This is a genomic window from Campylobacter sp. 2018MI10, from assembly GCF_018501175.1.
Lineage (GTDB): Bacteria > Campylobacterota > Campylobacteria > Campylobacterales > Campylobacteraceae > Campylobacter_E.
Genome location: NZ_JAHCZD010000011.1, coordinates 59,610 through 72,350 on the forward strand (window position 1 = coordinate 59,610; position 12,741 = coordinate 72,350).

The following is a 12,741-nucleotide window of genomic DNA, read 5'->3' on the forward strand; positions in this document are numbered from 1 at the left end:
ATGAAAAGAAGAAGTTTTTTAAAACTAAGTGCAGTAGCAGGAGTTGGATTACAAGCTAGCAAAATTGAAGGTATTAAAGATACAATTTTTGATGATAAAAAGGCTTTAGTATCTGATAGATTTGGTAGTTTTTACGCAAATATTAATAGTTCTCAAATCGTTAGCGTTACACCTTTTGAAGGAGATAAATTCCCTAATACTATGAATAATTGTGTTCCAGATAGAACACAGAACGAAAGCCGTGTTTTATATCCTTGTGTTAGAAAAAGCTACCTAGAAGGAAAAAAGAAAAACGATTTAAGGGGTGAAGAAGAATTTGTAAGAGTTAGTTGGGAAACAGCACTTGATTTAGCAGCAAAAGCGCTTAAAGAAAACTTTGACAAATATGGCCCTGAAGCTATATATGGCGAATGCTATTGGTGGGGTGGCTGGGGTAAAATTAGCTGGGGAAGAACCACAGCTCATAGAATGTTAAAAATCCTAGGTGGATATGTTGAAGAAAGTGGAGACTATTCAACCGGTGCTGGTATGGTAATATTACCACATATTTTTGGCTCAAACACCGTTTATGAAGCACCTACAACTTGGAAAAGTATTTTAGAAAATGCAAAAAGTGTTGTATTTTGGGGAACTGACCCACTAGTAACAAATCAAATTGCAGTTGGCACACCAACTCACACTAATTATGAATATTTCACAAAATTAAAAGAACTAAGTAAAGCAGGAAAAATCAAAACTTATAGCATAGATGTATATGCTAATAATACAAATCGTTATATTGAAAGTGAATTAATATCAGTTCGCCCTAATACAGACACTGCAATGATGATAGGAATGTGTTGTTATTTATATGAAAGTGGAAAATATGCAAAAGATTTCATTAAAAAATATACGGTTGGCTTTAATAAATTTAAAGAATACTTCATGGGCGAAAATGATGGAATAAAAAAAGATTTAACTTGGGCTAGCAATATTTGTGGAGTAGATACAACAACATTAAAAAAATTAGCAGATGATTTATGCGATAATAAATCAATAATTATTGCAGGTCGTGCAATACAAAGACAAGACCACGGCGAGCAAGCACATTGGATGATAACAATACTAGCAACAATGTTAGGGCATATAGGAAACAAGGGTTGTGGATTTGAGTTTAGTTTAGGATATTATTCTCAAGGTGCTGATAAATTTATAGCACCTACTTTAAAAGGACTTTCATCTATTCCAAGCGATGATTTAGGAGACGAAAATAGTCCTTGGAAAAAATTTGAAAACATAACAATTCCAAGTTCAAGAAGTATTGACGCTATGCTAAACCCAGGTAAAATAATTGACCAAAATGGTAAAAAAATAAAACTTCCACATATTAAAGTAGCATTTAATGCTAGTGGGTCATTTTTTACTCGCCATCAAGATGTAAATCGTGCTATTGAAGGATTTAAAAAGGTTGATACGATTATTACAGCTGAACCATTTTGGACTTCACAAGCAAAATTAAGTGATATTGTTTTACCTGTTGCTATTGAGCCTGAGCGTTATGATATAGAAGCTAGTACAAATTCTGAATATATTTTCTTAAATAAGCCTGTAATTGAACCTATGGGAGAGAGTAAAAGCGATTTTTGGATTTGTAAAGAAATTTGTAAAAGATGGGGAGTAGAAGAAATATTTACAGAAGGAAAAGCAACCGAGCTTGATTGGATGAAATATATTTATAACGACGCTTTACAACAAGGAAAATCATTAGGATATGATATGCCAACTTTCGATGAAGCACTTAATAAAGGATTTGTTAGATTTGATAAAGTAAATAAAGATACAGAGTATTACACAAGACTTAGTGATTTTGTAAGCAATCCGCATAAATATAGATTAGGAACACCAAGTGGAAAGATTGAGATTTTCTCTCCAACAATTGCAAAAATGGGTTATGATGATTGTTTAGGTCATCCTGCTTGGTTTGAACCATTTGAGTGGGTTGGTAACAAAGAACAAATTAAAAAATATCCAATTGCTGTTGTAAGTCCTCATTCTAGATTTAGACTACACTCTCAGCTAAATAACTCACTTATTAGAAATTATGCTGAAGTAAATGGCAGAGAGCCTATGATAATTCATCCTGATACTGCAAAAGCAAGAGGTATTAAAACAGGCGATATTGTAAGAGTATATAATGATAGGGGCGAAATTTTAGCAGGTGCATTAGTAAGTGATATTGTAAGGGCTGATACTATTATAATTTGTGAAGGTGCTTGGTATGACCCTGAAGTTTATGGGAAAAAATCACTTTGTCAGCACGGATGCGTAAATGTGCTAACTCGTGATAAAGGAACATCAAAACTAGCTCAATCAAACACAGCTCACACAACCTTAGTAGAGATTGAAAAATTCAAAGGTGTTATTAGACCTTTAAGAGCATTTTCTAAGCCAAAAATCATTCAAGGTTAAATAAAAAGCGAGATTTATTCTCGCTTTTAAATTCCAACTCCAATACTTCATAAAATAATGCAGCCATATATTAAGATTACTAAAATAAAAGAAGAGTCAATAAATACAAAAAACGAATCAAACAACAATTCATCTTTTAAATACATATAAAAATAATAAGCATTTGCAAATATAATAAATATAGAATTAGTAGTTATATCTAAGGCTAAAAAAGTGGTTAAATGCTTAAATACAAAAATACAATAAGCGTAAAAAATTACACTCAATACGAAAATAAAAAAATCAACTTTATTAAAAAATCTTACCATTTTAAATTCCTTTTATTTTCATACTATCAAAAATAAAAGGAATTAGCTAGAAAAATTAATTTTGCACTTTTTATAATTTAATCTATTTTATATTCACACGCTACTTGATAGCCTAAATCACAAGCTTTTCTTACATATTCCTTAGCCAAGCTTTTATTAGTATCATAATAAAAGTTACCTAAGTTATTGCAAGCTATAGCCTCTCCTAAATTACAAGCTTTTTCATAAAGCATTTTCGCTCTTTCTTTATTGTTTTCTTTCGTATAATAAATATTTCCTAAATTAGTGCAAGCATTTAAATATCTTAAATTACAAGATTTTTCATAATAACTCTTTATTTCATTCATTAATGCAGGATTTTGGCTTTGCTCTAACATATATGCTATATTGTGGCATGATATAGGCTCATTATTATTACAAGCTAACATATAATAATTAATCCCTTTAGTAAATTCTTCCTTACTTTTAGCACTATAAATATAAGCAGTTCCTAATTCCATACAAGCTGACATATAATTAAGCTCGCAAGACTTTTCTAAATACTTAATAGATTCTGCTATTTGCATTTCTTTTGCCTTAGCAATTCCTATGTTATAACAATCATTTGCATTGTTACAAATTACTTGATTATTAGCAAAACAAGCACTAACACAAAATGCCAATACTAAAAACTTTTTCATCAACACTCCTTTTAATTTTGCGTATCTTAGCATATTTTACAAAGATTTTACATTGTAGAAATCTTAACAATTTTTTTTAGTCTATAATTAGCCCAATTTTTTAAAAAGGAAAGGTAATGGCAAGAGAAAACATTATTATAACGATACTTTTTGCTATCGTTTGTGTTGGCTTTTTGTTTTGGGGTTATAGCACCACAAATTATTATATATTCTTCACAATTGCTGCAATTTTTGGAATATTTTTAGCATTCAATATAGGTGCAAACGATGTTGCAAATGCTTTTGGAACGAGTGTTGGAGCAAAAACTCTTAGCATAAAACAAGCTTTAATAATAGCTGCGATATTTGAATTTAGCGGAGCATTTTTTGCTGGTGCTGAAGTAACTGCTACTATTAGAAGTGGTATTGTAAGCGTTAAAGAAAACATAGAACCTATGCACTTTGCTTATGTTATGATGAGTGCTTTGTGTGCTGCTAGTGTTTGGATTTTTATAGCTACTTATAAATCTTTACCTGTTAGTTCAACTCATTCAATAGTAGGCGGGATTTTAGGTGCTGCACTAGCTTTAGGTTTCATAGCCGAAAATAACGCTACTCAAGTTAGCTGGGGTGGGATAGGAACTATTGTTGCTAGTTGGTTTATCTCTCCTGTATTAGGTGGGGTTTTGAGTTATTTTGTTTATTCATTAGTTTATAAATTCATTGTAGTTCCTACTAAAGAAAAAGAAAATACTTTAAAACAAATCAAAAAAGATAAAGCAGAGTATAAAAAACAATATATAGATGAATTTATGCAAAGCGAAAAATCTAAGCAATATAGTGAGCTTTACGGCATTTTGCTTAACGAAAAAGGCGAATACGCAAATAAATTAAAAGAATTTACAAAAAAAGAAAAAGCAGTTGATGTAGCAGGATTTTTAAGCAAACGCATACCTGTTTTAGCTACTTTAATAGCTTTTGTAATTTCATCTATGTTATTTTTTAAAGCCTTAAATAATGTTGATACAGGACTTAGTCATTTTAGTATAGGATTAATCATCTTATTAATTTGTATTAGTGCTTATATAATTTGTGTAGGAATTATTAATATTATGAAAAAAGGCGAACCAAAAAAAGCAGTAAATCGTATTTTTTCATGGTTTCAAATATTTACAGCTTGCACATTTGCCTTTTCTCACGGAGCAAACGATATTTCAAACGCAGTTGGACCATTTGCTGCGATTTTAGATATTTTACACACAAATACAATAAATCCAACTTCAGCAGTGCCTACTATTGTAATGTTAGTATTTGGTATTTCACTAGTTGCTGGGCTTTGGTTTTTAGGCAAAAGCGTTATTAAAACCGTTGGCAAAAGCCTAGCAAAAATCAAGCCTACCACAGGTTTTAGTGCCGAGTTTGCATCAGCTATTGTAATACTTCTAGCAACTCAACTAGGAATTCCAATCAGCTCAACTCATATTCTAATAGGTGCGGTATTAGGAATTGGAGTATTTAACAAAAACGCAAATTGGAAAATGATGAAGCCAATAGGCTTAGCGTGGATGATAACCTTACCTGCTAGTGCTTTAATTTCGGCATTTTTCTTAAGCTTACTTTATTATTTATTTTAGGAGATTTAATGAATCAAATTCAAGATGATATTTTAAAGACAAAAGAAGGCAAAAAATCCTTTAAAAACGCAATCATTAGCTGTTGGCTAGGAACTGCTATGGAATATGCTGATTTTGTTTTATACGGCCTTGCAGCTGCAACCGTTTTTGGTAAAGTTTTTTACCCAGAGCAAACTCCCATAATCGCTCTAATGCTTAGTTTTGCAACCTATGGAGTTGGCTTTATTGCTAGACCTATTGGAGCTTTCTTTTTTGGTAGATTAGGAGATAAATATGGTCGTAAAGAAGTTATGATGATAACTATATTTTTAATGGGTGCAGCGACTACTTTAATAGGATTTATCCCATCTTATAATAGCATAGGCATTTTAGCACCTTTATTATTAGTAATTTTAAGATTTTTACAAGGTTTTGGAGCAGGAGCTGAACTTAGCGGTGGAGCTATTATGTTGGGTGAATACGCACCTAGCAAAAATCGTGGTTTAGTATCATCAATCATTGCACTAGGCTCTAATAGTGGGACTTTAATTGCTAGTGGAATTTGGTTTTTACTTGGATTTTTAGATGATAAAGACTTTTTAGAATGGGGCTGGAGATTGCCATTTATATTTAGCTTTTTAATAGCTGCATTTGCCTTATATCTAAGACGCTTTGTAGGAGAAACACCTGTATTTGCAAAACAAAAAGAACAAATGCAAAAACAACGAGAACAAAATTTAAAAACTCACAAAACCGAAAACAAAACTTTTTGGCAAAAGAACAAATCATTTTTTATTATGCTAGGTCTTAGAATGGGAGAAAACGCCCCATCTTATATAGCTCAAAGCTTTTTAGTAGGTTATGTTTATACTATTTTATTATTAGATAAACAAATCGCTACAACAGGGGTTTTAATAGCTTCATTTTTAGGATTTTTGGTTATTCCATTATCTGGATGGCTAAGCGATAAATTTGGTCGTCGCATTATGTATAGGATATTTTGCTTATTATTAATGATTTATGCAGTTCCTGCATTTATGTTACTTGATAGCAAAAATGAAATAATAGTAATTTGTGTAATTGTCGTAGGAATGTGCCTTGCATCTTTAGGGATTTTTGGAGTTCAAGCAGCTTACGGAGTTGAAATGTTTGGGTGCAAAAATCGTTATACAAAAATGGCACTAGCTAAAGAAATCGGTGGCATTTTATCAGGTGGAACTGCACCATTTTTAGCGACTTATTTTATAAATCTAACTCATAATTGGTATTTAATCGCTGCTTATTTTATATTTATGGCAGGAATTGGATTTGTTACTACATTTTTTGCTCCTGAAACTAGGGGTAGAGATTTAAATCTTATTGAAGATGCTATATGAAAATCGTAATTGACACTGATATAGGCAATGGTATTTGTGGGGCTAATACTGATGATGGCTTAGCCCTAGCACTTGCAATTGCTAGTAAAAAGATTGATTTAAAAGCAATAACAACTCTAAGCGGAAATGTGATAAATCACAAAGCTTATGCAGTCGCAAGGAATTTAATTTCTAAATTAGGGATTAAAATTCCTGTATTTTTAGGCTCAAGCAAGGCTTTATTAGAAGATGAAACGCCGTGGAGAAAAAGACTTGATGAGAGTGTTTATAATTTTAAATTAGAACACTTATGGCAAGATTTTAAACCTATTAAACTTTATAAAAACGCTAAATTAAACGCTGTTTATAAATTATGTGAATTAGCAAGAGTTTATAAAAATGAGCTTATTGTTTGTGCTATTGGACCACTTACAAACATAGCTCAAGCTTGTATTTTAGATAATGAGTTTGCAAAAAATGTAAAAGAGATTTTAATTATGGGCGGGGTATTTGATATGAGTAAATACCCTAAAGATACTAATTTTGGTTTTGACCCAGAAGCTGCTAGGATTGTGCTAAGAAGTGGGGCAAAAATCACTCTAGCACCTTACAATATCACAATGCAAACTAGCCTAACTCATAAAGATTTAGAAGAAATAAAAGCAATTAATAATAAATTATGTGATTTTTTATATACAAGTATTAAGCCTTGGATAAGTTATGCAGAGCTTACAAGAAATAGCATTGGCACTTGGATACACGATGCTTTAATAATTGCATATTTACTAGATTCTAGCATTTGTAAAAGCGATGAATATTATGTAGATATAGAAACTTGTGGCGAAGCAAGGGGCAAAAGCTTAAGATATGATAAAAATCTTAATATGAATATAGGCATTGATTTAAGCAAGTTAAACCTAGTAAAGGTTTTAAAAGATATTGATAATGAAAAATTATTAAAGCTAATAAAGGCAACTTTAAATGAATTTAGCAATTGATATAGGCTCAAATACTCTTAAAATAGCTGTATTTGATAAGGTTTTAAAAAACTACGAAAAGGTCTTAAACTTAGGACTATTTTATGAAAACGAGTGTATAAATGATGAAGGAATTAAGGTCTTAATCAATGCACTTGATGAGCTAAATTATGATTTAAGCAAGGCAAAAGTAGTTGCTACTGCAATTTTTAGAAAAAGTAAAAATGCTGATTTAATAGCTAATATGCTTTATCAAAAATACGGCTTTAAATTAAAAATATTAAGCCAAAACGAAGAAGCAAGGCTTACTAGATTAGGGGTTGAAATTTCAATTCAAGGTGATTTTACTTTAGTAGATGTTGGTGGGTATTCAACAGAAATTACAAGTAATGATAAAAAATTATTACTTGATATAGGACTTTTATCTTTTTATAAAAGCGTAAAAGAAAAAAACTTAGATATTAAAGACTACGCATATACACTTTTAAACCCTTATAAAAACGAGCTTAAAAGCTATCCAAGACCAATTGTTCTAGCATCAAAAACGGGAATATTTGCAAAAAGTATTGCAAAAAATATTGCTTATAAAGATATTGATGATTTAGAGTTTCATAATAGCATTGTAAATAAAGATGAATTATATAAATTAATTGATTTTATTAATACAAATAATGCCGAAAAAAGAGATTTAATGCTAGGAGTTAATAGAGATTTTGCAGTGCTTTGCGGGGCTTATTTTATTGATACTTTATTTGATGATTTTGAATTTATCATTTCAGCTTATGGGCTTAAAGAAGGAATTTTATTAGGAGAATAGTATGAAAAAATTATGGGGCGGTAGATTTAGCCAAGCTACGGATAAATTAGTAGAAAATTACACAGCGACTTTGCCACTTGAAAACAGACTTGCTTTAATAGATATAAAAGGAAGCATAGCACACGCAAAAATGCTTGAGCGTCAAAAAATCATAAACTCTCAAGAATTAGCAGAGATTTTAAAAGGCTTAGAAATTATTCAAAACGAATTTATAGAAAATAAATTTGAGTTTAATATAAGCGATGAAGATATTCATATGGCTATTGAAAAAAGACTTAGTATTTTAATAGGTGCAAGTGCTGGCAAACTTCACACTGCAAGAAGTAGAAACGACCAAACCGCACTAGATGGAATATTACAAATGAAAGAATTTGTATTAGGAATTAAAGCTAATTTAAAAGAATTAATGCAAGAGATTTTAAACCAAGCTAAGATAAATTTAGACTTAATTATGCCAGGCTTTACTCATCTTCAAACCGCTCAACCGATTTTATATTCGCATTGGATAATGGCGTATTTTTGGATGTTTAAAAGAGATTATGATAGATTTTTAAATCTATACAACTCATTAAATGAATGTCCGTTAGGCTCGGCTGCACTTGCGGGGACTACTTTTAATATAGATAGATTTTTTAGCGCAAATGAACTTGGCTTTGCAAAGCCAAGTGAAAATAGTATTGATAGTGTTAGCAATAGAGATTATATGCTTGAGTTTTGTAGTGTTAGTGCAATTTGTTTTAGCCATCTTTCACGCCTTTGTGAAGAGCTAATTATTTTTAATTCAAATGATTATAAATTCATTGAGCTAAGTGATGATTTTTGCACGGGTTCAAGCATAATGCCACAGAAAAAAAACCCCGATGTATGCGAAAAAATGCGTGGCAAAACAGGTAGAATTTATGGCAATCTAATCTCAATGCTAACTATTATGAAAGGTTTGCCACTAGCTTATAATACCGATATGAGCGAAGATAAAGCAAGTGTTTATGATACTCAAGATACCATAAAAGATAGTCTAATAATAATTACAAAACTAATTGCAAAAATGAAACCAATTAAAGAAAATATGCTAAGAGCAGCTGCTAATGGATATTCAAATGCTACTGATTTGGCTGATTATTTAGCTAAAAAAGGTGTGCCATTTAGAAAAGCTCACGAAATTACGGGAAAATTAGTAAGCTATGCAATCTCAAAAAAACTTAAATTAGATGAATTAAGCTTAGATGAATTAAGGCTTGAGTGTGATTTGATTGAAGATGATATTTATAAAGCAATTGATTTAAAAACTTGCGTTGATTTAAGAAATTCTTATGGTGGGACATCAGAAAACGCAGTAAAAACCCAACTCCTAAACGCTCAAAAAACATTAGAAAATCTAGGAATTTAATTTTAAACTATGTTTAAAGATAGTAAAAGCTATCTTTAAACTTGAAATTTATTATCTTAATAATTAAGCTTTTTATTTATATCTAATCATATTTTAAATTCATAAAACCTAGATTATAACAAATCACAATGCAACTAAAATATCAACCTAAAGGAGCAAAAAGAATTTGTAATTTTATCTTAGTATTAAAGTAATCTAAGTTATATTCTAGTGTTTTATACCCTAAACTACCATCAAAAAGTGGATATATAAGCCAAACTTCACTAACTTTAAAAGCTATTGCATAGGCAAATAATTGATATAAATCAGCTTGGCTAATATCACTTAACTTATTTATGATTTTATACTTTGTATCAGCGATGATTGTTTTATCTTTAAGCTCAATTAAAATATCAGGTCGCATTAAACAACGCTCATTTTGACCATCTTTTATTAAGTGTTTTTTTAATAATTGAGCACTTATTTTTATATTTGGGTTGTGTTTTTTAAGCATAAAAGCTACATAATCTTCAAAAAGTCTATTCATATCAAAAAGCAAAGCATAAGCGTTATTATCCCCCGCAAATGGTGTAAAACTAAAACCATTTAAAAATAACTTACACCATAAAAGTATGTTTTCATAATAACTATAATGCTTATTTTTTACACTAAATTCACATTTTTTAATATCAATTAAACTAATATCATCAAAAGTCTTTAAATATTTTAAAATCTTTTTATTTTGACTTAGTTTTTTTAAATGAAATAATGTAGTTTTTATAGTTTGATTTATCGCATTGTCTATGATATATTCATCATTTTCGGTAAAAAATCGCTCTTTATGAATTAAGTTATGTTTTAAATTCTCATTAAAAAGCAATTTGCCTTTTAAAGTTGTTCTATTTTCAGCTATTTTTATATAATCACTCATAAGCCCTTTATTTAAAAGCACGAAAAGTTCTTCTAAAAACATTTCAACAAAGACTTCAAAAAGTGGCATTTTTTCATCTTTTAGCGTTGTTTTAAGCGATTTTTTAAACGGACTTTTTTGTAAAGTTCTTAAAAGTTCTAAAAGTAGCTGCTTGGGATTTAACTCTCTTTCTTTACAATCCTTAAACATCTCATCTTTTAGCTCATAAGCCTTGCTTAAATCTATTCTTGGCATTATCTCATTACTTGGTTTTGAAACCTTAGGATAAATTTCTAAAACCCCACTTTTTGTCTTTATAAGCCCTACATAATTTCTTACTTTTAGCTTATTTTTGCCGACTATTCTTAAAAACTCTGGGTTATTTTCAGCAAAGCTCATAAGCTCATTTAAAAACTCATCGTTATCAAGTGAGCTTATTATTTCGTGTTCGTGGGCTATTTTATTTGCCATAGATTTTATTAAACCAATCTTTTGTTAATTTATCCAAAAACTTATTATTTATGCGTAAAACTTCTTGATTTAACATATTTTTACTTACTATCAATTCTTCATTATCATTAAGCACCGATTTTATCTGCGAATAATCATTATAAAAATACTCTTCTAAAAGTGGTAAAATCTTATTTCTAAACACAACTTTAAGCTCATCAATTTTGTTTATACCCATAAAATACGAATGTCCGATAAGCTTTTCATCTCCTATTAAACATTCAATTCTTTCATTCATTTTATTTAATAATTCTTGAAGATTTATCCCATCGCAATTAGAATTTAAAAGATCACTATTAGGCATAATCTTTTTAAACTCAAACCTACGCCTTAATGCCGTATCAAGGGTAGTGATACTCTTATCAGCTGTATTCATAGTGCCTATTATATAAACATTATTTGGCACACCAAAACTCTCTTTACTATATGGCAACACTACTTCTAGCTCTTCAGCATTTCCTAGTCTTTTACTAGGCTCAATAAGTGTGATAAGCTCTCCAAAAATCTTACTAATATTCCCACGATTTATCTCATCAATAATGATTATATAAGGCTTTAAATCTTCTTTTTGATTTTTATAATTATCTTTTTTCTCAAACTCAAAAAGCTTTTTATAAAGCATAAAATAATATATTGCATTACCATGATAAATACTTTTGCTTTCAAACTTTGGCTTTATATCTTTATAGCTTTTTATATTTCCTATTTTAAATTCTTTGTAATCACGCTTAATTATATCAAGTGTTAATCTTTGTCCGCTTTGTGTTGCTCCACCAAGTCTAAAAGAATAACAACACCCATTTTTATCATAATAAACGCTATGAATATTTACACCCTTTTCTAACTCAAATTCCTTATTTTGGTCTAAAAACTCACTTTTTATATACTCAGCAAAATAATTGATAAGCTTATCAAAATCTAGCTCATTTGGAGTAGAGTAATTTATATAATTTTGCTTAGCTTTATTACATAAAGCCTTAAAAACACCATCATCTATCATATACTTTAGCTCTTCGTTGTCAAAATCAGGTCTAATTCCTTCTACAAATTCTTCATATCCATAGCTTTGATGAAAAGTGATAAATACGATTTGTCCGTTTTCTACATACTCTTTAAACTTTTTTTGCATTGCTTGTCTTGTGTTAATTTCGTTTGTTTGAGTTGAAAAATCTTCGCCCAAAATCTCTAAAGCTATATTTATAGTATCATAAGTCTTACCAACCCCTGGTGCTCCATATAAAATCTGATTTAACGGATATTTTTTCATAGGTATTTTACTCCTTTATTTTTTCATATAATATTTAAAAAACTTCATAATATATTAACTAGATAAAGTATAACAAATTTAACAATATCACTTACAAAAATTATGCAATATCTTAAATCTAAATCAAAATTAAAAAGTAGAAAATGATAAATATTTTTAATAAGGTAGTAATTTAAAACAATCATAAATATTTTTTATGCTAGTTTTTTGATTTTGCTTAGTTTTTATAAAAAAGGTGCTAAGGATAGCACCTTTTTTGTTATTACAAATAATCTTTAAAACTATTGTAATAATTTAGTCGTTTTTTAAGATAGCTAATGCTATCTTAAAAACTCCTATTATTACTATTGTAATAATCTCATTACGTTTTGTTGAACAGCGTTAGCTTGGCTCATTGCATATACACCTGATTGAGCTAGGATTTGGTGTTTACTAAATGTAGCACTCTCAGATGCAAAGTCAACATCTCTAATATTACTTTCAGCTGATTTAACATTTACTTGAGTAACTG

The 12,741-nt window shown here is 29.8% G+C and carries 11 protein-coding genes; 6 read left to right on the plus strand and 5 right to left on the minus strand.

Features of this window, described 5'->3' with window-relative positions; genetic code table 11:
• Entirely contained in the window at positions 1-2,448 is a 2,448-nt protein-coding gene (locus KJR01_RS06325; RefSeq protein WP_214117826.1) for a molybdopterin-dependent oxidoreductase, read from the plus strand.
• A 47-nt stretch (positions 2,449-2,495) separates the two neighbouring features.
• Here KJR01_RS06325 and KJR01_RS06330 read toward each other — a convergent pair whose 3' ends face one another.
• Positions 2,496-2,756, minus strand: a complete 261-nt coding sequence (locus tag KJR01_RS06330; RefSeq protein ID WP_214117827.1) for a hypothetical protein — start codon at positions 2,754-2,756, stop codon at positions 2,496-2,498.
• Positions 2,757-2,833: 77 nt separating this feature from the next.
• On the minus strand, positions 2,834-3,436 hold the full coding sequence (locus tag KJR01_RS06335) for a tetratricopeptide repeat protein (protein WP_214117828.1): 603 nt from the start codon (positions 3,434-3,436) through the stop codon (positions 2,834-2,836).
• Between the two features lie 116 nt (positions 3,437-3,552).
• Between KJR01_RS06335 and KJR01_RS06340 the strand changes: the two genes are divergently transcribed.
• From KJR01_RS06340 to argH, 5 genes are read left to right on the plus strand one after another with little or no spacing between them, the layout of a single operon-like run.
• Positions 3,553-5,049 (plus strand): inorganic phosphate transporter, encoded by a 1,497-nt coding sequence (locus KJR01_RS06340; RefSeq protein WP_214117829.1) that lies wholly within the window; start codon positions 3,553-3,555, stop codon positions 5,047-5,049.
• The gene (locus tag KJR01_RS06345) at positions 5,043-6,404 is read left to right on the plus strand and encodes an MFS transporter (RefSeq protein WP_442862228.1); all 1,362 of its coding nucleotides are present in this window, start codon (positions 5,043-5,045) and stop codon (positions 6,402-6,404) included. Before KJR01_RS06340 ends, KJR01_RS06345 begins: the two co-directional genes overlap by 7 nt.
• Positions 6,401-7,381: a nucleoside hydrolase gene (locus tag KJR01_RS06350; RefSeq protein WP_214117831.1), complete on the plus strand. Its 981-nt coding sequence runs from the start codon at positions 6,401-6,403 to the stop codon at positions 7,379-7,381. The genes KJR01_RS06345 and KJR01_RS06350 overlap by 4 nt, the downstream gene beginning before the upstream one ends.
• Positions 7,365-8,177: a Ppx/GppA phosphatase family protein gene (locus KJR01_RS06355; protein WP_214117832.1), complete on the plus strand. Its 813-nt coding sequence runs from the start codon at positions 7,365-7,367 to the stop codon at positions 8,175-8,177. The genes KJR01_RS06350 and KJR01_RS06355 overlap by 17 nt, the downstream gene beginning before the upstream one ends.
• Position 8,178: 1 nt before the next feature.
• Positions 8,179-9,564 carry an argininosuccinate lyase gene (gene argH, locus KJR01_RS06360; protein ID WP_214117833.1) on the plus strand — a complete coding sequence of 462 codons (1,386 nt, stop codon included), beginning with the start codon at positions 8,179-8,181 and terminating at the stop codon, positions 9,562-9,564.
• A 142-nt stretch (positions 9,565-9,706) separates the two neighbouring features.
• On the opposite strand, the gene KJR01_RS06365 is transcribed toward argH, so the two are convergent.
• From KJR01_RS06365 to KJR01_RS06375, 3 genes are all read right to left on the minus strand, one after another.
• Positions 9,707-10,924 carry an McrC family protein gene (locus tag KJR01_RS06365; protein ID WP_214117834.1) on the minus strand — a complete coding sequence of 406 codons (1,218 nt, stop codon included), beginning with the start codon at positions 10,922-10,924 and terminating at the stop codon, positions 9,707-9,709.
• Entirely contained in the window at positions 10,914-12,230 is a 1,317-nt protein-coding gene (locus KJR01_RS06370) for an McrB family protein (RefSeq protein ID WP_214117835.1), read from the minus strand. Before KJR01_RS06370 ends, KJR01_RS06365 begins: the two co-directional genes overlap by 11 nt.
• 344 nt (positions 12,231-12,574) lie before the next feature.
• Positions 12,575-12,741 (minus strand): flagellin (locus KJR01_RS06375; RefSeq protein WP_284444070.1); only part of this gene is annotated, 167 nt, incomplete at its 5' end.